We start from the raw sequence: 25,955 nt of genomic DNA, 5'->3' as shown, positions 1-25,955 counted from the left end.
TCATGGAAGGCCAACCTTACATTTTGGCGGTGTTGAACGAGAGACGACTCCTGAGCCGCCGAGCGCTGCTCGGTACCGCCGCGGCGTCAGCCATCGCTTCCGTCCCGGTGGCCACCGCGGCATCCGCCCAGTCGCGACCCGCCGCGGACTCGCTGGTCGCAGCCAACCCCACGCCGACTCCGGTGCGGCTTACCCTGCCCGCACCAACCGGTCCGCATCCCCTGGGCACGGTCTCGCTTCACCTGGTCGACCGGGCACGCGTCGATCCCTGGCAGGATTCCCGCCCCGCTCGGGAACTCATGATCCAGCTCTGGTACCCGGCACTCGCCGCCCATGGCCACCCGCCCGCGCCGTGGATGTCACCCGGCGCCGTCCCCTTCTTCGAGCAGGAACAGGGCATCCCGCCCGGCACACTGCTGCTGCCGGCCACGCACGCCCACCTGGCCGCACCGGTGGACCGCAGCCGGTGCGGGAGGCCGGTCGTCCTGTACTCGCCGGGCCTGCGCAGCGACCGCAGCCTCGGCACTACTCTGATCGAGGAGTTGGCCAGCCACGGCTACCTGGTCGTGGCCATCGACCACACCTACGACGCCGACCAGGTCGAGTTTCCCGGCGGCCGGGTGGAAACCTTCGCCATGACCGGCGACATCGACGATGCCCTGATCACCAAGGCCCTCGCGGTGCGCACCGCGGACACCCGGTTCGTGCTGGACCAACTCACCGCGCTCAACTCCGGACACAACACCGACGCCGGACGGCGACACCTGCCACCCACCCTCGCCGGCGCGTTCGACCTGTCCCGCGTCGGCATGCTCGGCCACTCCCTCGGCGGCGCCACAGCCGCCGCAGCCATCCGCGCCGACCGGCGCCTGCGGGCCGGCGTCAACCTGGACGGGAGCCTCCTGCCACCCGTCACCGCAGGCACCGAGCGCCCGTTCCTTCTGTTCGGCAGCAACCCCGGCCCAGGCTCGGAGGATCCCAGCTGGGATCAGTTCTGGGCCGGCCAGTACGGCTGGAAACGGGAACTGGCCCTCATCGGCTCCACCCACATCTCGTTCACCGACCTGGAAACGCTGCTACCCCAGGCCGCGCCCATCCTGGGGTTGACGCCTATCCAGGTGACGCAAGCAATCGGCACCCTCGACCCGCACCGCGCCATCCACGCCCAACGCGACTACATACGAGCATTCTTCGACCTTCATCTACGCCACCTCGACAACCACCTGCTCCAGCGCCCCTCACCCCGCTACCCGCAGATCCGGTTCCTCCGCTGAGGCACCGGCCGTCCCCGCCCGACGGCCACCACCGAGCCGTATCCGGCGCAGTAGGAAGATTCCGATACCCCCGCACCAGACGATCAGGGTGAATACGGCTACTCGTTCCATGCCGCCCTTACCGATCCCCAGCCACGGACCGAAGAAGTGTAGGTACGACGCGACGAAGGCGACGATGCCGCAGGTTCGAGTGATCCATCGCACCTCCCACAGCGTTGAGCCGCGACGCGTGAGTCCGCTGGCCAGCAGTCCGATATTCGCCACCGGCATGACAAACAGGGCAGCGAGCAGGTGCATGCCGAGATTCACATCGGCGGGGAACGCTCCTACCAGCACGTATCCCAGGGCGGCCAGCAGGACACCAAGGCGTCCGAGAACGGCCGGTTTGCCGTTGCCCCACGCGTCCCGCACCAGGACCGCTCCGGCTGCAACGAGGCAGCCCAGCAGGATGGCGCCGATATTGAACACGCGGTGCGCCGGCGAGCAGATATCGCGGCCGTCGAAGGGACCGCACGTGACATTTCCCAGATCGCTGATGATCTCGACCACGTGCTCGGCGTGCTCCGCGAGGGCACGGCGTCACCGGATCCGCCCTACACCCTGGCCGACCTGCGGACGCTGTTTCACCGGGTGCAGCGCGCAGGCACGGTTGTCGACGCCGTGATCATCGGGGCGCCGGATCAGGTACCGGCAGCGGTGTCCCGCGAGGCGTACCGGATAGTGCAGGAGGGGCTGACCAACGCGATGCGTCATCCGGGTCCGATCACCGTGCGGGTGAGCGTCGGCTCGGACCGGCTGGAGGTGGAGCTGACCAACCCGATTGCGTCCGGCGCCGTTACCGAGCGCGGTGGACGCGGCCTGACCGGTATCGCCGAACGGGTGCACGTCCTGCGGGGTGTGGTCACCGCAGGCCCGGTCACCGACGACAACGGCCGACGCTGGCGACTTGTCGCCTCGCTTCCACTGTCCCGGTCCTGACCATGATCCGTCTGCTGATCGCCGACGACGACGAGCTGACCCGCGCTGGTCTGCGCTCATTGCTGTCCTTCGAGGATGACTTCGACGTGGTCGCCGAGGCCGCGGACGGGGGCCAGGTCCTGCCGCTGGTCGCCGACCTGCGCCCGGACGTGGTGTTGATGGATGTGCGGATGCCTGTGCTGGACGGCATCCGGGCCACTGAACTGCTCCGCTCGGAGCTGACTGAGCCACCGAAAGTATTGGTCATCACGACGTTCGAGAACGACGACTATGTGTATGACGCGCTTTGTGCAGGTGCTCACGGCTTTTTTTGAAAAGGTCCCCGCTCGCCCAGATAGCGCACGCGATCCGAGTGGTCGATGCGGGGGACTCACTCCTTTTTCCCAACACGGTACGCGCGCTCGTCGCCGCTCGTCCCGCACGTCCGGTCACCGTCCGGCACCCGGCGTTGACCATCCGGGAGACCGAAATCCTTCGACTGATGGCCGCCGGTCTGTCGAACATGGAGCTCGCCCGGACGTTGGTGATCAGTCCGGAGACGGTGAAGACCCATGTGGGCAATGTCTTTGCGAAGCTCTCCGCCACCAATCGAACGCAAGCGGTGATCATCGCCTACGAGTCGGGCATCGTCAGCCCAGGGGTGCCACCGGTCGCTGATCGCCGGCACACATTGCCGCGATGCGGGGGGGGGCGAGTCGATCGTGACGGTGCAGCCGGACTGGCCGGTGAGGTCGTTCTTGTTGAGCGGGCCACCGAAGACGTAGACGTAGTTGTTGGCGCAGCCGCCTTCGATGGGGTCGACGCTTGAATCTCTGCATGTCCACTATGGACCCTCTTGCCGGCCGCGTGGCGGGTACGATCTGGCGGCACTGGTCCGTCTTTGCCGAGGAGGCACATTTGGCGACCCCCGTCGTCGCGGATGCGGCGCTGTCCACTGTGGTGCTGCTCATCGGCCTCGTCATGCTGATCCGCCGCCGCGCGGCCCTCGGCCGGCGCGGCCGGGCCGCCATTGCCGGGGTCGTGCTGTCCCTGATCGTCGTCGTCACCGACGGTGTCCTGCGCTTCGCCAGCATCCAGGCGATCACCACGCTGCTCAACGAACGCCGGCTGGTCAACCTGGGGTGGACGGACACGGTGAGCCTGCTGGTGCTCCCGCTCGACCTGGCGGCGCTGCCGCTGCTGGCCTGGGCGATCTTCGCCGGCCGCACGCGCCGCCCGGCGGTGGCGTCGTGAACGACTTCGACGACCTCATCGGCTACCTGCGCGACGGCGCGTATGCCGCGACCGTCCTCGCCGGACTGATCCTGGCGATCGTGTGGTGGCGGCGCCTGGCCCGGGCAGCGGCGCCGGCCGTCGCCGGGTTCGTTGTCCTCCTCGTCCCGCTCCTCGTGGAGCTGACCTGGTGGGCCGCTGTTTACGCGACGGGCGTCGGGCTGCTCCTCGTGGCCGTACTCCGCGCACCTGATCGGAGCGGGCCGCAGAGGTCCGGCGAGTAGTGATGCGGCGGGCGTCCGAGAAGCCGGCCTGGGTGGACCGGCTCAGGTCGGGGTGGACGCTGCCGGCATGAGGCTGAACGCGTTCTCCTCCTCCTGGGCGTTGTGCAGCTGCATGATGGCGTACAGGCCGTAGAGGCCGGCCCGCAGGTCGATCACGTCCTCCGGCTCGGCCCGGGCGCCGGTGTCCGGCAGGATACGGCGCAGCCGGCGGATCTGGTGCTCGATCTCGGCGTGGGTGCGGCTGAGCGCCGCGATCGGGTCAGGACCGCCGAGGGCCCGCGCGACGATCGGCAGCAGCTGTGCCTCCTCGGCCCGCTCGTGCGGCAGCAGGTCGGCCTCGAGGCGGTCGAGCAGCTCACGGACGGGCCCGAGGTCGCCTCCGGTGACGGAGAGGTCGTCGGCGACGGCCCGGATCTGCTCGACGAGCGGGCGGATGGCGGTGTGCTGCGCGTACAGCTGCCGGGTCACGGCCAGGTCGGCGGTCGGCATGGTGACGGTGTGCGTGCGCTGCGGCAGCAGGACCGTCAGGGCGAGGCCGATGGCCGCGACGTCGATCGCCTCCTGCAGCAGCGCACCGGCCACCGGCGTGAGTAGCCCCGCCGCGGCCGGGACCATCGCGGCCAGCGACAGGGCCATGCCGGTCGCGGCCGAGCGACGGGCGATGCGGTGGGCGCGCCGGGCGACGAGGATCGCGTCGGCGAGGCCGTCGACGCGGTCCGCGGTGAGCACCACGTCAGCCGCCTCGGCGGCGGCCGTGACACCGCGGGCCGCCAGGGCCACGCCGACACCGGCGGCGGCGAGCGCCGGGGCATCGTTCACCCCGTCTCCCACCATGACGGTCGGTGCGGCGTGCTGCTCGGCGCCGACGATGGCGAGTTTGTCGGCGGGGTCGCGATCGGCGTACACGGCGTCGACGCCGGCGACCCGCCCGACGGTCTCCGCGATGTCCGCCCGGTCTCCGGTGATCAGGACGGTGCGTTCGATGCCGGCGTTGCGCAGCGTGCGCATCATGCGCGGCGCGTCGGGCCGGAGCGGATCGGTGAGCAGCAGGACTCCGGCGGGCCGGCCGTCCACCGCCGCGAACACGGTCAGCGACCCGTCCAGCGTGGCCCGCCGGCGGGCGCGGCGCACCCAGTCCGGTGCGGGGCCGTCGACGACCCAGGCCGCCTTGCCGAGGCGTACCAGGTGACCCTCGACCGTTCCTTCGATGCCGAAGCCGTGCCGTTCCCGCACGTTCGATGCCGCCGGCAGGCTCAGCCCGCGGTCGCGGGCGGCGGTCACGATGGGCGCGGCGAGCACGTGCGCCGACGACTGGTCGAGCGAGGCGGCCAGCCGCAGGACCTCGCCGGCCGCCAGGTCATGGCCGGTGACCACCGCGGAGAGCACCGGCCGGCCGCGGGTCAGCGTGCCGGTCTTGTCGAACAGCAGGACCCGCCCGGCGGCCAGCCGCTCGAGCGCCGCACCGCCCTTGAGGATCACGCCGTAGCGAGCCGCCCGCGATACACCCGACATGATCGCGATCGGGGCGGCCAGCAGCAGCGGGCAGGGGGTCGCCACGACCAGCACGGCCACGGCTCGCACCGCCTCACCCGAGATCGCCCAGGCGAGCCCGGCGGCCACCAGCGTCAGGGGTACGAAGGCCAGCGCGAACCGGTCAGCGAGGCGGACGAAGGGGGCGCTGCTGGCCTGGGCCCGCTCCACCAGGCGCACCACGCCCGCGTAGGTCGACGCGGCCGCGGTCTCGGTCGCCAGCATCCGCGCCGCCGCCCCGGCGTTGACGACACCGCTGCGGATGTTGTCGCCGGCCCGGCGCTCGACCGGCAGCGGCTCGCCGGACAGCGCCGACTCGTCGAACACGCCGTCGTCGAGCAGCCGGCCGTCGACCGGGACGAGCTCGCCCGCGCCGACCAGCAGCCGGTCGCCGACCGCGACCCGGTCCACCGGGATCTCGTCCACGCCGTCCGGGCCCGCACGGCGGGCGATCCGGGGCGCGCCGGCGGCCAGGCGCCCGAGTTCCCGGCGGGCCCGGGCCGACGCCCGCGTCTCCAGCACGCCTCCCGTGAACAGCATGACAGCGATCACCGCGCCCGCCAGCGGCTCGCCGACCAGCAGTGCACCCGCCAGTGCCAGCCACGCGATGACATCCACCGACGGCCGGCGGCGTGACAGCGATACGGCGATGGTGATCGTCGAGTAGGCCAGCCCGACCAGCGCCGCGCCGGCCCACAGGCCGGACGCCCAGCCGCCCGCCCCCGCGACGGCGGCCGCGACACCGGCGATGAGCAGCAGCGTCACCAGCCAGAACAGGATGGCCTCCCGGGCGGCCCACAGCCAGGAACCTCGCGGCTGCGACGCGCGGTCGCGCTGCTCGTTCATGGCGCGGTGCCGGGGGCTGGATGCGGCCGGCCGCCGAACGGCCCGTATCGAAAGGACATCGCCGCCCTCCGTTCCCAGGGGGTCGGTACAGCCGACCGACCTCATTTCATGCTCCACGCGTCCCGGCCATCGTTCCAAGGCCGAAGGTCCCGAACCGATGTGTGGATGACGTCTCGCTCCCGGAGGTGGTCCGGCCGGGACGGGACGGATGAGCCTGCCGCCGCGGCGCATGCCGGGGCATGGTGCCGATGGAAGGCCGCTCACCTGCGGCGGATCCGCCGACAACGGGAGGTGTCATGACCGCCGATCGTCGACCGGTGATCGTGGGTGTCGACGGCTCGCCGGCCGGCTTCGGCGCGGTCCGCTGGGCCGTCGACGAGGCGGTGCGCCACGGGCAGCCGCTGCGGGTCACCCACGCGATCGCCGTTCCGGGCGCCTTCGAACAGGCAGCCGACGAGCACGAGGTCGTACTGCACGCCGCGGTCGAGGCCCGCAATTGGCAACCCGGCCTGCACGTCACCACGTCCACGTGGTACGGCAGCCCGGCCCGCGTGCTCGTCGACCAGTCGCGATCCGCCGCTCTCGTCGTGGTGGGCAGCCGAGGGCTGGGTGGCTTCCGCTCGCTGCGGATCGGCTCCGTCGGGCTGCAACTGGCCGCACACGCGCGCTGTCCCGTGCTGGTCCACGCAGAGCGTTGGGCCGGCCCGGAAACGCCGCTGCCACAGCATCAGCCGGTCGTCGTCGGCGCCGACGGCTCGGCGTACGCCGAGTTCGGGGTGGAACTGGCGTTCGCGGAGGCGGTGTCGCGCGGTGTGCCACTGGTCGCGGTGCGCGCCTGGCAGGAGCCCGCCCACCGGTGGGGCCGCGCCACGGACCTCACCCGGTGCGCCACCGAGGCTCACGACGCGCTGGCCGCCGAGCTGGAGCCATGGCGGGCGAATTACCCGACCGTGCCGGTCGAGCTCCGCGCTGTCCGCGGTGCGCCGGCTGCGACGCTGCTCGACGAAGGCCGCGCCGCGCTCATGATCGTGCTCGGTCCTCGTGGAGCGGGCGGCTTCGACGACCTCAGACTCGGCTCGGTGACCCAGCAGGTGCTGGACCACGCGGACCGCTACGACCGTTCACGAGCCGCTGCATCGGCTCACCGGGGTTGCCGGTACACGCCGCCAATCGCGTGCAGCGGACTCGTCAGTCCCGCTCGATCACGTGCGCGCTCATGTCGCCGACGCGGCACAGCGGGCCGGCGGCGGCTGTCACCGTCCGTACGCCTACCCTGTGGCGCGCTCCGTAGATCGCGGCGAGGGATCGCACCGGCAGCGCAGAAGTTCGACGCTGCCGCGATGCCCGCCGATGTCGGCCCACTCAGCGGCGGCGTGCCCGCCACCGTCGTCCTCCCGCAAGTTCGGGTCAGCGCCGCCGGCCAACAACTCCCGCACCGTGGCGGCGTGCCCCCAGCAAGCAGCACCGCACAGCGGTAGCCCTTCCTCGCCCGCACCGCGTTCCAGGCTCGGATCCGCCCCGGCCGCCAGCAACACTCGGACGTTGTCCGCCATGTCCTGCACGCCGGCCCGGCACAGCGGCGTACCCCCGCCGCGGCCGGGCATGTTCGGATCGGCGCCAGCCCGCAACAGCGCAGCCAACTGCTTGGCATCGGCCCAACCCGCGCCGGGCGCAGCTTCACGCCACCCATGGTGAAGGAAACGGTCGACGCGCGCACCTCGTCCGTCGTCGTCGTTATTGAGGCGCTCGGAATTCTGGTCGGTGGTCCATTAGGATAGGGATTGACGAATTTCGTGCGTGATATTTCCCGGGAACAGTTCTCATGTGCTGGCCGGCGCTGATTTTCGCCGGTATTGCTTCGCGGTGCCGTGTCAGCGGGCCGGCGCGGATTCTCGCGGGCGTGCCCGCGCCGCACCGACGGGCCGGCGGGATGGCGCTGATGCAATGGGCTCGGGCCGATGCTGCGAGGCGGAGCCGGGTTGATCGGCGCCATGCGTGCCGCACTGCAGTGTGGTCGCCCGGGCCGGTATCGATCGCGGGGTTGTCCAGGCTGCGCGGGCGCTTCGGCCACCGGCGGCACTTCGGCCGCTGGCGGTGTTTCGTCCGCTGGCGGTGTTTCGTCCGCTGGCGTGCCGAGGCCCTGTCCTTGGCCGGCGGTGCCGAGGTCCTGGCTGGGGCCTTGGCCAGCGTCCGCGCCGAGGTCGTGGTCGTGGCTGGCGGCCGCGCCGTGGCCGTGGCCGGTGCCGGGGTTGTGGCTGGGCCATACCGGGGTCGTCCGTGGCGCCGAGGCCGTGCGTGACACCGAGGCCGGGGCCGCGCCTGGCGCCGGGGCTGGGGCCGGGGCTGGGGCCGCGCCTGGCGCTGGGGCCGGGGCCGGGGCTGGGGCCGCGCCTGGCGCTGGGCCTGGGGCTGGGGCTGGGGCCGCGCCTGGCGCTGGGGCTGGGGCTGGGGCTGGGGCTGGGGCCGGGGCTGGGGCTGGGGCCGGGGGCAGTTCGTTCACTGAGCCTTCCTGGCCGTCGGCAGTGACGCTTGCCGACGGGGTGCTCGCGCGTATTCGGCGGAGTTTCTCGGCGTGTCGTTGGGCGAGGCCCCACGCGCGATGCCGAGCATGTTCCCGACGGAACTCCTCATTCGCCGCGGAATAACGACGCGACCTGGTCCGGTCACGCATGGCAGCCAATTCAGACTTGCTAAACAATTGTAGCTGCCCCATGGATTCATTTTCCCAGAATCCAGCCGGACCCGCTGCCCCGCACAGCCGGCGGTAATGTCAAATGGTGCACGCACATGCCGCGTTGAGGCTCGCTACGCAAGATGACAAAGGCCGCTGAAGGCCGCACAGCCGTGAGCGCCGGGCAGAACGCCCGGTTCGGGCCGATGGTCCCGAACCACCGCGACGATTGCGGCCTGGGTCAGCCGTGCGGCGGGCGGACGACCGCGACCGGGCACGACGCGTGATGGATGACCGCCTGGCTGACCGAACCAAGATGGAGTCCGGGGAACCCGCCGTGGCCGCGTGCGCCGACGACGAGCAGTTCCGCACCGGTCGAGGCGTCCGTGAGCGCACCACCGGCCGTCCCCGGCACGACGTTCGGGCGGATGTCGACGTCGGGGTACTTCTCCCGCCAGCCGGCGAGCGACTCGGACAGCATGCGCCGCTCCTCGTCGCGCACCTCGTCCTGGTCGTACACGACCGCGGTGATGCCACCCGCTTCCACCGGGGCCGGCAACCAGTACGCGTGCACCGCCGTCAACCCGGCGTCGCGGAACGCGGCCTGCTCGAAGGCGAACTGCAGGGCGTGCTCGGCATCGTGGGAACCATCGACGCCGACGACGACCCGGCCGGCTTCCGGCCCGTCCGCACGGCCGCGCCGGCGCACGATCACCACCGGGCACTCGGCGTGCGCGGCGAGCTGGACGCCGGTCGAACCGACCAGCAGCGCGGCGAAGCCACCGAAACCCCGATTGCCGACGACCACCAGCGAGGCATGTCGCGACGCGTTCAGCAGGGCGGGCACCGGCCGGTCGGCGACGATCTCGGTGGTGATCCGCAGATCGACCGCGACGTCGCGGGCGTGCACCACGGCACCGGCGACGATCCGTTCGGTGGCCTGCCGGGCATCCTCCTGGTATGAGACGGGCAGCGCGAGCCCCACCGGCGGGTGGAGGTGCTGCGGCGACTCACCGGCGTAGACCAGGTGCAGGGGGCGGTGCCGGCGGGCCGCGTCGGCGGCTGCCCACTGCAGGGCATACACACCGTCGCGGGAGCCGTCGACGCCGACGACGACGGAGGCGGCGGGCATGGATGCGGCGGTCATGACGTTTCCTCCGGTCCCTGAGCGCCGTGCGGGGCGTGAGCGATCAGCACTGGGCAGTCCGCCCGGTGCAGCAGACGCAGGCCTACCGAGCCGAGCAGCAGGCCGGTGAACCCGCCCCGCCCGCGACTGCCGACGACCGCCAGCTGCGCCCGCCGCGAACGCTCGACGAGCACATCGGCGGCGTCGCCGGGAACACCGTGACACTCCCACCGCACGTCCGGGCAGCGCTTGCTCGCCTCGCTCACCTGCTCGACCGCCTGCTCGGCCAACACGCGCTGGACCTCGGCCGTGTCGTACAACACCGGGGGCGCACCGACCGGCAGTGGTGCCAGCGGTGTCTCGACGGCCCGCACCGCTACCAGGCCGCAGCCACGCTGCCGGGCCTCGTCGAACGCCAGGGCCAGCGCGAGGTCCGATGCGGGGGAACCGTCGACGCCGACGAGGATGTCACCGGTCGGGTCCGGCCGCCCGCGGACGACCACGACGGGGCACGACGCGTGGACGGCGACCTGCTGGCTGACCGATCCGAGCACAGTTCCGGTGGCGGCGTGCCGGCCCCGGGTCCCCAGGACCAGCAGCGCCGCGTCGTCGCCGGCCTTCAGCAGCACCTCGGCGGGGTGTCCCGGCAACGCCGCCGCCCGCACTTCAGCCTCAGGATCCGCGGCGGACGCCTCCCGCGCGACGTCCGCGACGAGCATGTCGGCGAACCGCCGCGCGGCCTCGGCGAGCTCACCCGACGGCGCGAACGCGGTCAACGGCGTTCTCCAGTAAAACGCGAGCAGCACGCGCAGCGGCACACCTCGCCGGGTCGCCTCCGCCGCGGCCCACCGCGCCGCCCGCAACGACGGCTCCCCGCCGTCGATGCCGACCACGACCATCCCGTCGTTCACGCCAACCTCCGCTCGACGGCTCGCGTGCCTACGGTCTCCACTCCGATCACAACCACACCCCGACCCCGACCGATTCGCCCGCCGAGGATGAGCCGACCGCCCGGCCCGCGGCACACAGGGGGCTTCCGCCCCTGCCGTTCGCCCCGGCCTCGGGCGGAGAATGACGTGTACGGGCAAGAGCGCACTCCTCCGAACGCCGCGGACCGCGGCATCACGGGCTGGAGGCAACCATGACCTACCGGGTAGGACCGCCACCGAGATCCACCCGCCGGAAGGCGGCATGGACTGTACCGCGGTCGACGTGAAGCTTCGCCTGGCGCCGGTCGGCGCCGAGCCTGACCCGTAACGGCCGACACCGGGCTGACATCAGCTGAAGGGGGCACCTGTCATGCGCACCGACACCGCGGTGATCGTCGGCGTCGACGGCTCACCGAACAGTCTCAACGCCGTCGAGTGGGCTGCCGCCGACGCGATGCGCCGGCAACGCCCGCTTCGCGTCGTGCACGCGTTTCTGTGGCCCGCGGTGTTCCCGCCGGCGCCGCCGCGGCTGTACGAGCAGGCCATGCGGGAGTCCGTCGAGGAGATCCTCGGCGCGGCGGTCTTCCGGGCCCGTGACGTCGCGCCGAACCTCGACATCAGCACCGACACGCCCGCCCAGCAGGCGGCCGCCGCGCTCGTGGCCGCCTCCCGGCACGCCGGCGCCGTCGTCGTGGGCAACCGCGGCCTCGGCGGCTTCACCGGCCTGCTCGCCGGTTCCGTGGGCGTCGAACTCGCCGCTCACGCCGCCTGCCCGGTCGTCATCGTGCGCCACACCGTTCGACCGGCCGGCCCCGAGGTTGGCCGGGTCCTCGTCGGCATCGACGGATCCCACGACGCTGAGCGCGCACTGCAGTTCGCGTTCGAACAGGCGTCGTTCCGCCGCGTCGGGCTCACCGCGGTCCTCGCGTACCTGCGGCCGGAGCCCACCGGACCGAACGACATACTGCCGCTGATCTGCGATCAGGAGGGCCTGCGCGACGACGAGCGCCGCGCGCTGGTCGAGTCGGTCGCCGGCTGGGCGGAGAAGTACCCCGACGTGGACCTGCGCACCGCCGTCGTCCGCGGCCGCCCGGCGGCCGTGCTCACCGAGCTGTCCGCCGGCGCGGAGCTGCTGGTCGTCGGCTCCCGCGGGCGTGGCGGCTTCGCCGGGCTGCTGCTGGGCTCCGTCAGCCGGGCCGTCATCCATCACGCCGCCTGTCCGGTGGCCGTCGTGCGATAGCGGACCGGGCTGAACGGTCACCTGGTCGAGGTGACCGGGCGCTCGCGAATCGCGGTCAGGCGGGCGGTTCGGCGGGGTGGACCGATGCCACGCCCGCGGTGGTGCGCACCAGCGCCTCAGCGACCGCGTGCTCGGTCTCGTCGTCGAACGTGCCGCCGATCGTCGCGTCACCGTCGTGGACGGTGACCGACCAGCGGTGACGTCCGCCCGCGTAGGCATCGAGCCGCCGCTGCGCCTCCCCCTGAGCGGAACCGTCGGTCGGCAGGATGGTCCGCAGCACGTCGCAGCGGCTGACGACGCCCACGACGTGATCGTCGACGACCACCGGGACGGTGTGCGCACCCTGCTGGACCATCGTCGCGGCGATGTCGGTGACGTTCGCCTCTGGCCAGGCCACCACCGGCAGTCCCGACATCACCTCGCCCACCCGGGGCGCGCCGGAGCCCTCACCGGCGAGCGGGCCGGCCGTCTGGTGCCGCAGAAGGTCCAGCTCGCTGATCAGCCCGATGAGCGCACCGTGCTCATCGACGACCGGCGCGGCCGTGATGGACACCTCTTCCAGCAGGGCAACCGCATCCTCCAGCGGGGCATCGGCCCGAACCGTGCGCGCCGGCGCGCTCATGATGTCCTTGGCGTGCATGACCATTCACACCTTTCGCGAAGCCGTAATGAGACCCACCGGCGGGTGTCTGCCCAGTTGAGGAGCGTTCACGCCGTCCTGATCAGCGGCGACGGAACTGAGAAGAGCCGCCGGTCGGGGTGAGGTCGCGCGGTACCGGCGCGGGCAGGGTCGGAGGCATGACAACAGATCCGCGCGAGAAGGTCTTCAACGGGGGCTTCGACAACAACGACACGGGTGGCTGGTTCGCCGCCGGTGCCGACATGTCGGCGGTGGGCGGGAAACTGCAGGTGCAGGTGCCCGGTGGCCGGCGCCAGCCGTACGACGTGATCGTCGGGCAGAACGACATCCGGCTGGAGCGCGACGCGCAGTACACGATCTCGTTCACCGCGTCGGCCGGCCGGCCGGTGACGATACGGACCCAGGTGCAGCTCAGTGACGAGCCGTACACGGCGACGTGGTCGCAGAACGTCGGGCTCGACCCGAGCCTGAAGCAGTACCGGTACTCGTTCACCTCGAATCTGGACACCGACCGGGGACAGGTGTCGTTCCAGCTGGGCGGGTCGGACGCGGCGTGGACGTGCACGCTCGACGACGTGTCCCTCGTCGGCGGCACGGCGGCGCAGCCGTACCGGCCGGACACCGGCTCGCCGATCCGGGTCAACCAGGTCGGCTACCTGCCGTCCGGCCCGAAGCACGCCACGGTGGTGAGCGATGCGCAGGGCCCGCTGTCCTGGCAGGTCGCCACCAGCACCGGTGCGGTCGCGGCGTCGGGGCACTCGACGCCCCGCGGGCTCGACGCGTCGTCCGGGCAGCAGGTCCACACGATCGACTTCAGCTCGCTGAGCACGCCCGGAACCGGCTATACCCTGCGCCTCGACGGGCAGCGCAGCTACCCGTTCGACATTGCCGGCTCGCTCTACGAACGGCTGCGCCGCGACGCGTTGCACTTCTTCTACCTGCAGCGCAGCGGCATCGCGATCGACAATGCGCTCGCTCCCGGATACTCCCGCCCGGCCGGTCATGTGGGCGTGCCACCCAACCAGGGCGACACCAGCGTGCCGTGCCAGCCCGGTGTCGGCGACTACACCCTCGACGTGCACGGCGGCTGGTACGACGCCGGCGACCAGGGCAAGTACGTCGTCAACGGCGGCATCGCCACCGCCCAGCTGCTCAGCCAGTACGAGCGCACCAAGACCGCACGCATGGTCACCAGCGCCGCGCTCGACGACGGCAGCCTGAGCATCCCCGAGCACGGCAACCACGTGCCGGACATCCTCGACGAGGCCCGCTGGGAGCTGGAATTCCTGCTGCGCATGCAGATCCCCGCCGGTAAGCCCAACGCCGGCATGGCCCACCACAAGGTCCACGACCGGGCCTGGACCGGCCTGCCGTGCCTGCCCGACCAGGACCCCCAGCCGCGGGAGCTGCACCCGCCGTCGACGGCGGCGACGCTGAACCTCGCCGCGACCGCGGCCCAGGCCGCCCGGCTGTACGGACCGTTCGACACCGCGTTCGCCGACCGCTGCCTGGCCGCCGCCCGCACCGCGTGGAAGGCCGCCCAGGACCACCCGGGCATGTTCGCCCGTCCGGATGACAGCAACGGCGGGGGTCCCTACGACGACACCGATGTCCGCGACGAGTTCTACTGGTCCGCCGCCGAGCTGTTCATCACCACCGGCGAACAGCCCTACCTCGACGCGCTGCGCTCCTCGCCGTACTGGACCGGCGACGCGTTCCACGACACCGGCCCGGACTGGAAGTTCGTCGCCGCGCTCGGCCGGATCGACCTGGCCACCGTCCCCAGCAAGCTCCCTGACGGCGACCGCGACGCCGCCCGCGCCTCGGTGAGCGCCGCCGCGGACCGTTACCTGAAGACGATCCAGGACCAGGCATACGGTGTGCCGCTCGGCGAGAACGACTACACCTGGGGCTCCAACAGCATCATCCTCAACAAGCTCGTCGTCATCGCCACCGCCTTCGACCTCACCGGCGAGCGGCGCTACCGCGACGGCGTCCTGGAAGGCCTCGACTTCATCCTCGGCCGCAACGCCCTGAACCAGTCCTACGTCACCGGCTACGGCAGCCACTTCTCGCACAACCAGCACAGTCGCATGTACGCCCACGAGCTGGACCCGAACCTGCCGCAGCCTCCGCTCGGATCGGTCGCGGGCGGGCCCAACCCCGGCCTGGAGGACCCCAAGGCGCAGAAGGCCCTCCTCGGCACCACCACCGAACGACCCAAACCGCAGTTCTGCTACCTCGACGACATCCAGTCCTGGTCCACCAACGAGGTCGCGATCAACTGGAACTCCGCCCTGTCCTGGGTGGCGTCCTTCGCCGCCGACGTGGGGGCCCACGACACGCCACCGGCGCCGGTCATCGCGGCACCACTGACCGGGCTGCCCGACGACGTCGTCATCACCATGGGCGAGGACCACCAGGTGAACGTCGTGCTTCCACCCGGCTGGTCAGTTCTCGTCCAGGCATCCACCGGCGCCCGGTAGAAGAGCAGTGCATGGTCGTCGGCGACCCCGCCAGGTACGGCTGACGCGGGCCGGCGCACCGGTCACGCCCTCGCTCCAGGCCGGGGGGCGAGGATGCCCACGATGGCGCCGAGGGCTATGCCGACGAACCCGAACACGGCGGTCTGCCCGCTACCGCTCGCGTTCAGCCCCAGCAACGTGCCCCCGACCACAACGACACTCAGCACTCCGAACACGATCAGCCACATGACGTTCGTGACCCACTTGGAGGGGCTGCCGAGGATCGACGACGCCACGTTCTCCACGACCGCCTCGCGCTGCCCCGGCGGGATCAGCTCCACCGCCGACTGCACCAGATGCTGCTGCTCGGCCGGATTCTGGACTTTACTCATGCTGTCGATCGCGTCATGCAGTTCGACGGACATAACGACCACTTCCACCAGGCTGTTTGCCATGTCAAGCCGACGCCTCTGCCAGCGACCCGTTTCCCAGAGCCGCCCGAATCAAACCGCCCGCTGGACCTCGAACTGCCGAGTCCGCCGCGGCATACCTACTACCTCCGCGGGGTACGCCATCGGCAATGAGCAGCCAACGGCCGGTGATCGTCGGCGTCGACGGTTCCCCAGCGAGCCTGGGCGCCGTCCGCTGGGCCGCGGACGAGGCGGTACGCCTCCACCGGCCGCTGCAGATCACCCACGCGCTGGGCGTTTCGGGTCAGAACGAACCGGCACCCGACGAGCACCAACTGGCCGTACAGGCGGCTGTGGAGGCGCGGACCTCGCAACCCGGCCTCCACGTCACCACCGGCACCTGGCAGGGCGGGGCCGCCCAGGTCCTCGTCGAGCAGTCCCGCCACGCGAGCCTGGTCGTGGTCGGCAGCCACGGGCCGAGTGGCTTCGTGGCGCTGCCGGTGGACTCCCTCGGCGTGCAGGTAGCGGCGCATGCCCACTGCCCGGTGCTCGTCGTGCACGACGCGCAGCGCTGGGCCGACCCGGCGGCCGCGCTTCCGCGACACGGGCCGGTGCTGGTGGGCACGGACGGTTCGGACAATGCGCAGCTTGCCATCGAGCTGGCCTTCGCTGAAGCGGCGTCACGCCGCGCCGACCTGATCGCGCTGCGAGCCTGGCAGGAACCGCCGCACCGCTGGGGGTTCGCCGCGAGCCGGGACCGGCTCGCTGACAACGCGCGCCAGGCGCTGGCAGCGGACCTGGAGCCCTGGCGAGCCAAATACCCCGGGGTCCGGGTCGAACTGCGCGCTGTCCACGGCGCGCCGGCGCCGGTCCTGCTCGCCGAGTCGCGCGACGCGCTCATGGTCGTGCTCAGCCCCCGCGGTACCGGCGGCTTCGACGAGCTGCGGCTTGGTTCGGTCACCCAGCAGGTGCTCGATCACGCGTCCGCGCCGGTGCTGGTGGCCCGCCACTGAGGCCGGGGATCTGTCCGTGAAACGACCGTCCAGCAGGAGCCTGGAGTGTGGAAACGTCAGGACCCCGGCGGGCTGAGCGGTCACCTGGTCGAGGTGATCGAGCGCTCGCGAATCTCGTTGGAGCACGTCACCAACGCTCTGTGCGACTCCGGTCCGTCCGCCGCGAGCGCTCTGCCTGACGCCGAGAAGGCTCTGTACGCGCTGCGCCAGGCCGTCGACGATCAGGCGGTGGCGATCGAGGCGACCCGGGTCGCGTCGCCTGCGGTCGCGGTGCGGACGATCGTCGCCGCCGCGCAGGTCAACGCCGACGCGGAGTGCGTCGAAGGACTGGCGAGGCAGCTGGCTGAGATCGCCGGATCGCGACCGGCACGGCCGGCGGCACCAGCCGGCGTGCGGGCCGTCGTGTGCCGCATGGGTCGGGTCTGTGTCGACATGATGGCCGCGGCGGGCAGCGCCGGAAGGTCGCCGCGGGCCGATACGGAGGCGCGGATCGAAGCGGCCGATGCCGAGGTGCGCCGGCTGCGGCAGCGGCTCTACCGCCTGCTGCTGCACGACCCGGCCCCCGTCGACGTGGATGCCGCGCTGGACGCCTCATTGGCCTGCCGGCACTACACACGCTGCGCTGAGCTCGCGGTTTCCATGGCTCGGCACGCGATCCTGGGCGGGCACTCAGGGCAGGCCCGCCAGTGAGATCTGGTCGAGGATTCGCTGCCAAACCGCGTCATTGAGGACGCCCCGGTGATGTGTCACCACCATCTCGGCCTGGTCGGGATCGGTGAGGTCGATCGACAGCGCACCGCCGCGGACGAGGTGCGTGAGCAGGGCTGCGATGCTCGTCGCGTAGGCCGTCGATGCGCCGGTGGGCGCCTTGGAGGCCAGGTTGTCGTCGCCGACGACCGTGATGCCGGGCTCCACCACCCGGGTGACGGCGGGCTGGGCGAGCTCGACAGCGCGGCCGAACGCGCCGGCCGTGGTGTCGAGGACGACGGCTCCGGGGTGCATGGTCCGGATGCTTCGCGCGGACACGAGTACGGGCGGCCGCCGGCCCGGAATCTCGGCGGTGACGATGACGATGTCGCTGCCGGGAACGCTCGCCGCGATCTCCGCGCACGATCCGGGACGAGCCTCGCAGGCGTGGACGACCGCACCCAACCGGCGCGCGGTGGCGGCGGCCTGGTAGCCCGCCGGTCCGCGGCCGACGACGAGGACCCGCGCGGGCGGGCCGGCGCCGCCGCCGGGAGAGGGTTCGCGAAGGCATCGGCCGAAGATGTCGGCGGCGGTCAGCGCCGCTTGGTAGCCGACGACCCGCTCCTGTGCGCCGAGGAAGTCCGTCGGCCCGGCGCGGCCCGGGGTGGGCGGCATCAGGTCGGCGGCGATCGTGGTGAGACCCTGATCGGCCCAGCGGCGGATCAGGTCCGGCACGTGCAGCGGTTGCAGGAGGCAGATGAGCGCCTGTCCGGCACGGAAGCGGTGGGTAGTGGCGATGTTCGGTGGCCGGACACCGATGAGGATGTCGGCTGTGTCGAACAGCTCGGCACGCGGCACGGTCCTGGCCCCGGCCCGGGTGTAGGCGGTGTCGGGGAACCAGGCCTCGCGCCCGGCCCCCGATTCGACGACAACCGCGAGCCCGAGGTCGAGGATGGGACGGACGGCCGCGGGCACGACCGCCACTCGCCGTTCGCCGGGCGCGGTCTCGCTGTAGACGCCGGCTGTCTGGTGTGTCATCGGGATGTCGCCTCACCGCTGATACGGGGTACGTTACCCCGTCCGTGGCCCAATGGGATGCGGCACCGACGCCGAGGGAGGGGGATCCGCGGTGGTAGGTGGACGGTGGCAGTTCTGGGTCGACCGTGGTGGCACGTTCACCGACATCGTCGCCAGGACGCCGGACGACGGCCGGCTGGTGACACGCAAGCTGCTGTCGGACAACCCGGCACGCTACGCGGACGCGGCGGTCGCCGGAATCCGGGCTCTGCTCGGTGTCCCCGATACGGAGCCGATCCCGGCCGACCGGATCGAGGCGGTGCGGATGGGGACCACGGTCGCCACGAACGCGCTGCTGGAGCGCAGGGGCGAACGCACCGTGCTGGTCATCACCGAAGGCTTCGGCGACGCGCTGCGGGTCGGCTACCAGAACCGGCCACGCATCTTCGACCGGCACATCGTGCCACCGGAAGTACTGTACGAGCGCGTGATCGAGGTGGATGAACGGATGTCGGCCGACGGCACCGTGCTGCGCTCGCCGGATGTCGACCGGCTGGCCGCCGACCTGCGGCGGGCACACGACAGCGGCATCCGCGCGGCCGCGGTGGTCTGCCTGCACAGCCATCTGTACCCGGCGCACGAACGGGAGATCGGGATGCTGGCGGAGCGGATCGGCTTCGGCCAGGTCTCCTGCTCCAGCGAGGTGAGCCCGTTGATGAAGCTGGTGCCGCGGGGCGACACCACGGTCGTCGACGCGTACCTGTCGCCGGTGCTGCGCCGGTACGTCGCAGCGGTGGCGGAGCAGCTGCCCGGCGTACGGCTGATGTTCATGCAGTCCAACGGTGGCCTGGCTGAGGCCGGGCACTTCCGCGGCAAGGACGCGATCCTGTCCGGTCCGGCCGGTGGCATCGTCGGCATGGCGCGCATGTCGCAGCTGGCCGGCTTCGACAAGGTGATCGGCTTCGACATGGGCGGCACCTCCACGGACGTGTCGCACTACGCGGGCGAGTACGAGCGGGTCTTCCACGCCCAGATCGCGGGGGTACGGCTGCGGGCACCCATGATCGACATTCACACCGTCGCGGCGGGAGGCGGGTCGGTCCTGCATTTCGACGGCGCCCGCTACCGCGTCGGCCCGGACTCCGCGGGTGCCGACCCCGGGCCGGCCTGCTACCGCAACGGCGGGCCGCTCACCGTCACCGACGCCAACGTGATGCTCGGCCGGATCCAGCCCGCGACGTTTCCCCGGGTCTTCGGTCCGCACGGCGACCAGCCGCTGGATGCCGGCGTGGTGCGGCGGCGGTTCGCCGACCTGACCGCGACCATCGCCGGGCAGACCGGCGACGAGCGCACGCCGGAGCAGGTCGCGGAGGGGTACCGGCAGATCGCGGTCGCGAACACAGCCAACGCGGTGAAGCGGATCTCGGTGCAGCAAGGCCGCGACGTCACCGGGTACGTGCTCACGACGTTCGGCGGCGCCGGCGGGCAACACGCGTGCTCGGTGGCCGACTCGCTGGGTATCCGCACCGTGCTCGTGCCGCCGATGGCCGGTGTGCTGTCCGCGCTCGGCATCGGCCTCGCCGACACCACCGCGATGCGCGAGCAGTCGGTGGAGTGCCGCTTGGAGCCCGCGGCGATGCGACGCCTGACCGGCGTCGCGGACGACCTGGAGGCGGCGGCGCGCTCGCAGCTGCTTTCCGAGGACGTGCCGGCCGGGCGGATCCGGGTGCACCGGCGCGTGCACCTGCGCTTCGACGGCACCGACACCGCGCTGCCGGTCGAGCTCGCCGAGCTGGACACGATGGTGGCGTCGTTCCGCACGGCGTACCGGCGCATGTACGCGTTCCTCATGGACCGGCCGCTGATCGTCGAGGCGGTCTCGGTCGAGACCGTCGGGCTGACCGAACCCCCGGACCTCTCCCGGCTGGGCGAACCCGCCGGCGCGCCGAAACGAGCCGCCGCCGGGCCCCTCGCCACGACCCGCTTGTACACCGGCGGATCCTGGCGCGAGGTGCCGCTGTACGAGCGGGAACGCCTGCGCCCCGGCGACACCGTCGGCGGCCCGGCCATCGTGGCCGAGGCGGACGCGACCACGGTGGTCGACGACGGCTGGCGGGCGGCGGTCACGAAGTTCGGCCACCTGCTCCTGGAACGGGTGCGGTCGAGCGGGCAGGCAGCCGAGGCGACCGCCCGGGTCGATCCGGTACTGCTGGAGATCTTCAACAACCTCTTCATGTCGATCGCCGAGCAGATGGGCGCCCGGCTGGAGTCGACCGCGCAGTCGGTGAACATCCGGGAGCGGCTGGACTTCTCGTGTGCGCTGTTCGACCCGCACGGCAATCTCATCGCCAACGCGCCGCACATCCCCGTCCACCTCGGCTCGATGAGCGTCAGCGTCAAGGAGGTCATCCGTCGCCGCCGAGCCGGCATGCGGCCCGGCGACGTGTACGCGATCAACGACCCGTACCACGGCGGCACCCACCTGCCCGACATCACCGTCGTCACCCCCGTCTTCGGCGCCGACCGGCCCGAAGTGCTGTTCTACGTGGCCTCCCGGGGCCACCACGCGGAGATCGGCGGACTCACGCCCGGTTCCATGCCCGCGACCAGCCGCGACATCCACGAGGAGGGCGTGCTGCTGGACACCTGGCCGCTGGTCGAGGACGGCCGGTTCCGCGAAGAGGAGACGCTCCGGCTGCTCACGGAGGCGCCGTACCCGTCCCGGAACCCGGCGACCAACCTTGCCGACCTGCGCGCCCAGATCGCCGCGAACGCCAAGGGGGTCGAAGAGGTGGGCCGGATGATCGACCATTTCGGCCTCGACGTGGTGCAGGCCTACATGCGGCACGTCCAGGACAACGCCGAGGAGGCGGTGCGGCGCGTCATCGACGCCCTCGGCGACGGCGAGTACCGCTACGAGATGGACTCGGGGGCGACGATCGCGGTGCGGATCACGGTGGACCACACCGGTCGCGGCGCGACCATCGACTTCAGCGGCACGTCACCGCAGCTGGCAACGAACTTCAACGCACCATCGTCGGTCGTCACCGCGGCGGTGCTGTACGTCTTCCGGACGCTGGTCACCGACGAGATCCCGCTCAACGACGGCTGTCTACGCCCGCTGCGTATCGTGGTGCCGGCCGGTTCGATGCTCGCGCCCGTCCACCCCGCGGCCGTCGTCGCCGGGAACGTCGAGACGTCACAGGCGATCGTCGGCGCGCTCTACGCCGCGCTCGGCGTCCAGGCCGAGGGATCCGGGACGATGAACAACGTCAGCTTCGGCAATGAGCGGCACCAGTACTACGAAACCGTCGCCTCCGGCTCCGGCGCCGGCGACGGCTTCGACGGGGCCTCGGTGGTGCAGACGCACATGACGAACTCCCGGCTGACGGACCCCGAGGTCCTCGAATGGCGCTTCCCGGTGCTCCTGGACGAGTTCGCCGTCCGGCGCGGCAGCGGCGGCGCCGGCCGGTGGCGGGGCGGCGACGGCGCGGTGCGCCGCATCCGGTTCCGCGAGCCGATGACCGTCAGCACCCTGTCGGGCCACCGGCGCGTGCCGCCGTACGGCCTGGCCGGCGGCTCGCCCGGCGCGCTCGGCGCCAACCGGGTGGAGCGCGCCGACGGCAGTGTCGTGCGCCTCGGCGGCTGCGGATCCGTCGACGTCCAGCCGGGCGACGTGCTGGTCGTCGAGACACCCGGCGGCGGCGGATACGGCCGTTCGTGAACCGCGGCGCTCACGTCTGCGGCGCCGGCACCCGGACCACCGCGCCGGTGGCACGAGCCCGTTCGGCGGCCCAGACGACGCGGTGGCTGAGCAGGCTCGAGGCTGCGTCGGAGGGGATGAGCGAAGGGTCGCCCGCGGCGACGGCCTCCAGGAAGGTGTCCATCATGGCGGCGTCGCCGCCGTTGTGACCTTCGGCGGCGGTACTGCCGGCGCCTGACTCGGTGTCGATCGTCCACTCCCGGCCGGTGCGGAAGTCGGTGATGTGCAGCAGGCTGTTGTCGCCCTCGATGGAGCCGTGCGTGCCGAACAGGCGGGTGCGGCGGCCCCCCATCGGGGTAAAGGCGGTGAGCGTGAACGAGCAGGTCGCGCCGTCCGCGAACGACATCGTGACCACCTGGTGGTCGACGACGTCGTTGGTGCTGGTGTAGACGCAGCGGCCGTACGGCCCGTCGCGCAGTGCGGCCTCGACGCCCGCGGGCGTGTGGTCGGTGGTGACCGCGGACAGCGGCCAGAACTCGCGATCCGGGTCGCCGAGGCAGGACAGGTACACGCGGGGGGCCGAGTACGGGCACGACGGCTCGGCCGGGCAGGTGAGGCACGTATCCGTGGCGTTCTCGGGCCGCTGGTCCGGGCGGAAGTGGCTGAGCCCGCCGAACGAGCTGACCTCGGTCGGCGCGGAACCGAAGAGGTGCAGCAGCCAATCGACGTCGTGGCAGGCCTTGGTGAGCAGCAGCGGTCCGGAGGTGTGGCTGTTGCTCCAATTGCCGCGGACGAAGGAGTGGGCGAAATGCCACCAGCCGATCGGCTCGAGGTGCTGGACGCTGACCAGCCGGCCGATCACGCCGTTGTCGAGCTCGCGCTTGAGCGCCTTGGAATAGGGCGTGTACCGCATGACGTGGCAGACCGCGAAGATGACCTTCGCCTTCTCCACCGCGGCGGCGATCCGCAGCGCGTCGGTCTCGGCGGTCGCCATCGGCTTCTCCAGCAGGATGTGATAGCCGAGCTCGGCGAAGGCGATGGTCGGGTCGGTGTGCATCTGGTCCTGCGTGGCGATCACCACCGCGTCACCGATCCGGCCGGCCGCGGCGAGGTCGCGCCAGTCCGGGTAGACATGCTCCGGCGGCACGCCGAACTCGGCGGCGAACTGGGCGCGCCGGCCCGGATCCGGCTCGGCCACGGCGATCACCCGAGCTCGTCCGGACGCGGTGGCGAGGCGGGCGTATCCGAGCCCCCGTAGTCCGGCACCCGCCACGACCAGCCGTACCCCGTCTACAGTCATGTGCGTGCCTTCCCTGGAGCTACTTATTAGACTCTCCATCATTAGTAGGTGTGCCAGTGGCGGACGTCAAGGGGGATGCAGGTGACCGGACAACTCGCCGGCGGTGATCTGTCGAGGTTGCGGCAGCTCAACACGCTCACGGTGGTGCACGCGCTGCGTCATCAGGCGCCACGCACCCTGACCGAGGTGTCCCGGGCGGCCGGCCTGTCCCGGGCGGCCACCGAGGAGGTCGTCCGGGAGCTCGAAGCACAGGGGTGGGTTGATCAGGTCGATCCGGCGGCGGGTTCGATGGGGCGGCCGGCCCGGCGGTACCGCTTCCGCGCCGACGCCGGCTGGGTGCTCGGCGTCGACATCGGCGGGCACACGGTCCGGGCGCTGGTGGCCGACCTCGACGGCGAGATCCGGCACTCGTCGCGCCGGCCGGTCTCGCCCGACGCCGGCCGGGCGGAGCGGCTCGCGGTGGTGGACGAGGTGGTCGCCGAGTGCCTGGCCAGTGCCGGGCGCACCGGGGCGGAGATGTGGGCGACGGCGGTGGCCACGAGTGGGCTGGCCGACGCCGAGGGCCGGGTGGTGCTGTCGGTCGCCCTGCCCGAGTGGACCGGTGTACACCTGACCGAGCACCTCAGCCGCCTGGTCGCCGGGCCGGTGCTGGTGGAGAACGACAGCCGCCTCGCCGCGCTGGCGGAGACGTGGCGCGGTGTCGCCAAATACGCGCAGAACGTCGTCTACCTGCTGGCCGGGCTGCGCACCGGCACCGGCCTGATCATCAACGGACAACTGCACCGGGGCTTCGCGGGCGCGGCCGGCGAGATCGGGGCACTGCCGGAGATGGGCTGGATCCGCGCCCAGGAGCATCTGCGCGTCTGGCCCGACGCGCCGGCCACCACCCACCCCGACGACGTGGCCGCATTGGTGTTCGCCGCCGCGCGGGACGGCGATCGCCGCGCCCTCACCCTGGTCCGCCGATACGTGAAGGACCTGGCCGTCGGCGCCTCGGCCCTGGTCCTGGCGCTCGATCCGCAGATGGTGGTCCTCGGCGGCGGGTTCTCGCGCTCGGCGGACGTGCTGCTCGAGCCGCTGCGGCGGGAGCTGGACAAGTGGTGCATCCGCACACCAGAGGTGCTCCGGTCGGCGCTCGCCGACGATGCCGTCGCCCTCGGCGCCGTCCGTCACGCCCTCGACCATCTGGAGCGGCACATCTTCGACCCGGGCAGCGGCCTGGCCGCGCCGGCGGCACCGACGCGCTGACGCGGGCGCGAGGGTGCCGGGTCCGCATCGAGGTCTCGGCCTTGACAGACTTATGAAGGAGAGTGTTAATAGTGGCGTCGTTGATGTGACCTGAGTCTCCTGGAAAGGGACCGCCACATGTCGAGACCACTACGGTTAGGCCTGACCGCGATGCTGGCCGCCGCGCTCTCCTTCTCCGTCGCCGCGTGCGGCGGCGGCAAGGAGTCCGCGGACGGCCCGGTCGCCCTGTCATACATGGTGTGGGACACCAACCAGGTGCCGGTGATGAAGGAGCTCGCCGCGGCCTTCACCAAGGAGCACCCCGACATCACGGTCGACGTCCAGATGACTCCCTGGACCGACTACTGGACCAAGCTGCGGGCCGCGGTGAGCGGAGGAGCGGCGCCGGACGTGTTCTGGATGAACGGTCCGAACATCCAGCTCTACGCCGACAACAAGGTCATCATGCCGCTGTCCGACCGGATCAGCGCGGCCAAGATCGACCTGAGTGTCTACCCCAAGGCGCTCATCGACCTGCACACCTTCGAAGGCAAGGTGTACGGCCTGCCCAAGGACTTCGACACCGTGGGTGTCTGGTACAACAAGGAGATCTTCGACGCGGCCGGGGTCGCCTACCCGAAGGACGGCTGGACCTGGGCCGACTTCAAGGCGGCGGCCGCGAAGCTCACCGATCCCGCCAAGGGCGTGTATGCGGTCGGCGCCAGCATCACGTCCGGCCAGGAGTACTACTACAACACCATCTACCAGGCCGGCGGCCAGGTGATCTCGGCCGACGGCAAGACCTCCGGCTACGACCAGCCGGCCACCATCGAGGGCCTGCGCTTCTGGACCGACCTCATCAAGGCCAAACAGTCGCCGGACCTCAAGACGATGACGGACACCCAGCCGCTGCAGCTGTTCGAGTCCGGCAAGCTCGCCATGTACTGGGGCGGATCCTGGAACGTCTCGGAGTTCTCCAAGAACGAGTACACGAAGACGCGGGTCAACGTCGGCCCACTGCCGGTCGGCGTCAAGAAGGCCACGATCATCCACGGTGTGGCGAACGTGGTCGCGACGAAGACCAAGCACCCGGAGCAGGCGTGGCAGTTCGTGCAGTTCCTCGGTTCCCGGCCGGCGGCCGAGATCCTCGGGCGCAGCGGGCCGATCCCGGCATACACGGGCACGCAGACGGCGTGGGCCAGTGCCAACGCGCGCTTCCAGGTGCAGTACCTCCTCGACGCGGTGGCGTACGCGGTGCCGTACCCCATCTCCCGCAACACGGCCGCGTGGAACGAGGCCGAGGCCAAGTACCTGACCCAGGCGTACAGCGGTGAGGTGGACGTGGAGACCGCGGCCAAGGCACTCGCCAAAGACATGAACGCACTGCTGGCGAAGGAGTAGCT

At 71.5% G+C, this 25,955-nt stretch carries 20 protein-coding genes and 3 pseudogenes; 13 read left to right on the top strand and 10 right to left on the bottom strand.

From position 1 onward, the window contains the following. Positions 1–29 precede the first annotated feature (29 nt). Positions 30–1,274 carry an alpha/beta hydrolase family protein gene (locus tag ACQPY0_RS15690; RefSeq protein ID WP_432989339.1) on the top strand — a complete coding sequence of 415 codons (1,245 nt, stop codon included), beginning with the start codon at positions 30–32 and terminating at the stop codon, positions 1,272–1,274. On the opposite strand, the gene ACQPY0_RS15685 is transcribed toward ACQPY0_RS15690, so the two are convergent. Beyond that, entirely contained in the window at positions 1,239–1,823 is a 585-nt protein-coding gene (locus tag ACQPY0_RS15685; RefSeq protein ID WP_432989337.1) for a DUF998 domain-containing protein, read from the bottom strand. The two genes, ACQPY0_RS15690 and ACQPY0_RS15685, sit on opposite strands and share 36 nt — an antisense overlap. Here ACQPY0_RS15685 and ACQPY0_RS15680 point away from each other — a divergent pair, their 5' ends adjacent. The 4 genes and pseudogenes from ACQPY0_RS15680 to ACQPY0_RS15665 all read left to right on the top strand — a co-directional run bounded on the left by ACQPY0_RS15680 (position 1,824) and on the right by ACQPY0_RS15665 (position 3,748). Then, positions 1,824–2,252, top strand: coding sequence for a sensor histidine kinase (locus ACQPY0_RS15680; RefSeq protein ID WP_432989335.1), 429 nt, complete (start codon positions 1,824–1,826; stop codon positions 2,250–2,252). A 2-nt stretch (positions 2,253–2,254) separates the two neighbouring features. Beyond that, positions 2,255–2,892, top strand: a pseudogene (locus tag ACQPY0_RS15675) (response regulator); the annotation flags it as partial. A 257-nt stretch (positions 2,893–3,149) separates the two neighbouring features. Continuing rightward, positions 3,150–3,485, top strand: coding sequence for a hypothetical protein (locus tag ACQPY0_RS15670; RefSeq protein WP_432989333.1), 336 nt, complete (start codon positions 3,150–3,152; stop codon positions 3,483–3,485). Further along, on the top strand, positions 3,482–3,748 hold the full coding sequence (locus ACQPY0_RS15665) for a hypothetical protein (protein WP_432989331.1): 267 nt from the start codon (positions 3,482–3,484) through the stop codon (positions 3,746–3,748). The genes ACQPY0_RS15670 and ACQPY0_RS15665 overlap by 4 nt, the downstream gene beginning before the upstream one ends. 42 nt (positions 3,749–3,790) lie before the next feature. Here the strand turns inward: ACQPY0_RS15665 and ACQPY0_RS15660 are convergent, their stop codons facing one another. Continuing rightward, positions 3,791–4,237: a hemerythrin domain-containing protein gene (locus tag ACQPY0_RS15660; RefSeq protein WP_432995257.1), complete on the bottom strand. Its 447-nt coding sequence runs from the start codon at positions 4,235–4,237 to the stop codon at positions 3,791–3,793. A gap of 6 nt (positions 4,238–4,243) precedes the next feature. After that, positions 4,244–6,124: pseudogene (locus tag ACQPY0_RS15655) on the bottom strand (heavy metal translocating P-type ATPase); the annotation flags it as partial. Positions 6,125–6,363: 239 nt separating this feature from the next. On the opposite strand from ACQPY0_RS15655, the pseudogene ACQPY0_RS15650 reads away from it, so the two are divergent. Next, a pseudogene (locus tag ACQPY0_RS15650) lies at positions 6,364–7,173 on the top strand (universal stress protein); the annotation flags it as partial. Between the two features lie 219 nt (positions 7,174–7,392). Here the strand turns inward: ACQPY0_RS15650 and ACQPY0_RS15645 are convergent. From ACQPY0_RS15645 to ACQPY0_RS15635, 3 genes are all read right to left on the bottom strand, one after another. Then, the gene (locus tag ACQPY0_RS15645) at positions 7,393–7,677 is read right to left on the bottom strand and encodes a hypothetical protein (RefSeq protein ID WP_432995255.1); all 285 of its coding nucleotides are present in this window, start codon (positions 7,675–7,677) and stop codon (positions 7,393–7,395) included. 1,359 nt (positions 7,678–9,036) lie between these two features. Further along, complete coding sequence (locus tag ACQPY0_RS15640) at positions 9,037–9,942, bottom strand: universal stress protein (RefSeq protein ID WP_432989329.1); 906 nt, start codon at positions 9,940–9,942, stop codon at positions 9,037–9,039. Next, entirely contained in the window at positions 9,939–10,832 is an 894-nt protein-coding gene (locus ACQPY0_RS15635) for a universal stress protein (RefSeq protein ID WP_432989327.1), read from the bottom strand. The genes ACQPY0_RS15640 and ACQPY0_RS15635 overlap by 4 nt, the downstream gene beginning before the upstream one ends. 388 nt (positions 10,833–11,220) lie before the next feature. Between ACQPY0_RS15635 and ACQPY0_RS15630 the strand changes: the two genes are divergently transcribed. Then, positions 11,221–12,090, top strand: a complete 870-nt coding sequence (locus ACQPY0_RS15630) for a universal stress protein (RefSeq protein WP_432989325.1) — start codon at positions 11,221–11,223, stop codon at positions 12,088–12,090. Positions 12,091–12,145: 55 nt separating this feature from the next. Here the strand turns inward: ACQPY0_RS15630 and ACQPY0_RS15625 are convergent, their stop codons facing one another. After that, positions 12,146–12,730: a CBS domain-containing protein gene (locus ACQPY0_RS15625; protein WP_432989323.1), complete on the bottom strand. Its 585-nt coding sequence runs from the start codon at positions 12,728–12,730 to the stop codon at positions 12,146–12,148. A 158-nt stretch (positions 12,731–12,888) separates the two neighbouring features. Here ACQPY0_RS15625 and ACQPY0_RS15620 point away from each other — a divergent pair, with 158 nt between their 5' ends. After that, entirely contained in the window at positions 12,889–15,216 is a 2,328-nt protein-coding gene (locus ACQPY0_RS15620) for a glycoside hydrolase family 9 protein (protein ID WP_432989321.1), read from the top strand. 62 nt (positions 15,217–15,278) lie between these two features. Here the strand turns inward: ACQPY0_RS15620 and ACQPY0_RS15615 are convergent, their stop codons facing one another. After that, a complete protein-coding gene (locus ACQPY0_RS15615) occupies positions 15,279–15,650 on the bottom strand; it encodes a hypothetical protein (RefSeq protein ID WP_432989319.1) in 372 nt (123 codons plus the stop codon). Between the two features lie 125 nt (positions 15,651–15,775). Between ACQPY0_RS15615 and ACQPY0_RS15610 the strand changes: the two genes are divergently transcribed. Together ACQPY0_RS15610 and ACQPY0_RS15605 are read left to right on the top strand one after the other, a co-directional pair. Beyond that, positions 15,776–16,618 carry a universal stress protein gene (locus ACQPY0_RS15610; protein WP_432989317.1) on the top strand — a complete coding sequence of 281 codons (843 nt, stop codon included), beginning with the start codon at positions 15,776–15,778 and terminating at the stop codon, positions 16,616–16,618. 45 nt (positions 16,619–16,663) lie between these two features. Continuing rightward, positions 16,664–17,308, top strand: a complete 645-nt coding sequence (locus ACQPY0_RS15605) for a PhoU domain-containing protein (RefSeq protein ID WP_432989315.1) — start codon at positions 16,664–16,666, stop codon at positions 17,306–17,308. Here the strand turns inward: ACQPY0_RS15605 and ACQPY0_RS15600 are convergent. Continuing rightward, entirely contained in the window at positions 17,288–18,343 is a 1,056-nt protein-coding gene (locus ACQPY0_RS15600) for an NAD(P) transhydrogenase subunit alpha (protein ID WP_432989313.1), read from the bottom strand. The genes ACQPY0_RS15605 and ACQPY0_RS15600 overlap by 21 nt on opposite strands. A 91-nt stretch (positions 18,344–18,434) precedes the next feature. Between ACQPY0_RS15600 and ACQPY0_RS15595 the strand changes: the two genes are divergently transcribed. Further along, a complete protein-coding gene (locus tag ACQPY0_RS15595) occupies positions 18,435–22,046 on the top strand; it encodes a hydantoinase B/oxoprolinase family protein (protein WP_432989311.1) in 3,612 nt (1,203 codons plus the stop codon). Positions 22,047–22,056: 10 nt separating this feature from the next. Here ACQPY0_RS15595 and ACQPY0_RS15590 read toward each other — a convergent pair whose 3' ends face one another. Next, positions 22,057–23,325, bottom strand: a complete 1,269-nt coding sequence (locus tag ACQPY0_RS15590) for a Gfo/Idh/MocA family protein (RefSeq protein WP_432989309.1) — start codon at positions 23,323–23,325, stop codon at positions 22,057–22,059. Between the two features lie 81 nt (positions 23,326–23,406). Between ACQPY0_RS15590 and ACQPY0_RS15585 the strand changes: the two genes are divergently transcribed. After that, entirely contained in the window at positions 23,407–24,573 is a 1,167-nt protein-coding gene (locus ACQPY0_RS15585; protein WP_432989307.1) for an ROK family protein, read from the top strand. A 117-nt stretch (positions 24,574–24,690) separates the two neighbouring features. Beyond that, complete coding sequence (locus tag ACQPY0_RS15580) at positions 24,691–25,953, top strand: ABC transporter substrate-binding protein (RefSeq protein ID WP_432989305.1); 1,263 nt, start codon at positions 24,691–24,693, stop codon at positions 25,951–25,953. Positions 25,954–25,955: the final 2 nt, after the last annotated feature.

Source organism: Dactylosporangium sp. CA-233914, assembly GCF_050942935.1.
Taxonomy (GTDB): Bacteria; Actinomycetota; Actinomycetes; order Mycobacteriales; family Micromonosporaceae; genus Dactylosporangium.
The sequence above is the reverse complement of the archived record's forward strand: the minus strand, read 5'-3'. Positions and strand labels throughout refer to the sequence as shown.

Bases quoted from the DNA above. Each gene is read 5' to 3' on its own strand.
- ACQPY0_RS15660 (WP_432995257.1), bottom strand. From the start codon at position 4,237: ATGCCGACCGCCGACCTGGCCGTGACCCGGCAGCTGTACGCGCAGCAC.
- ACQPY0_RS15645 (WP_432995255.1), bottom strand. From the start codon at position 7,677: ATGGCGGACAACGTCCGAGTGTTGCTGGCGGCCGGGGCGGATCCGAGC.
- ACQPY0_RS15640 (WP_432989329.1), bottom strand. From the start codon at position 9,942: ATGACCGCCGCATCCATGCCCGCCGCCTCCGTCGTCGTCGGCGTCGAC.
- ACQPY0_RS15630 (WP_432989325.1), top strand. From the start codon at position 11,221: ATGCGCACCGACACCGCGGTGATCGTCGGCGTCGACGGCTCACCGAAC.
- ACQPY0_RS15625 (WP_432989323.1), bottom strand. From the start codon at position 12,730: ATGCACGCCAAGGACATCATGAGCGCGCCGGCGCGCACGGTTCGGGCC.
- ACQPY0_RS15620 (WP_432989321.1), top strand. From the start codon at position 12,889: ATGACAACAGATCCGCGCGAGAAGGTCTTCAACGGGGGCTTCGACAAC.
- ACQPY0_RS15615 (WP_432989319.1), bottom strand. From the start codon at position 15,650: ATGGCAAACAGCCTGGTGGAAGTGGTCGTTATGTCCGTCGAACTGCAT.
- ACQPY0_RS15610 (WP_432989317.1), top strand. From the start codon at position 15,776: ATGAGCAGCCAACGGCCGGTGATCGTCGGCGTCGACGGTTCCCCAGCG.
- ACQPY0_RS15600 (WP_432989313.1), bottom strand. From the start codon at position 18,343: ATGACACACCAGACAGCCGGCGTCTACAGCGAGACCGCGCCCGGCGAA.
- ACQPY0_RS15590 (WP_432989309.1), bottom strand. From the start codon at position 23,325: ATGACTGTAGACGGGGTACGGCTGGTCGTGGCGGGTGCCGGACTACGG.
- ACQPY0_RS15580 (WP_432989305.1), top strand. From the start codon at position 24,691: ATGTCGAGACCACTACGGTTAGGCCTGACCGCGATGCTGGCCGCCGCG.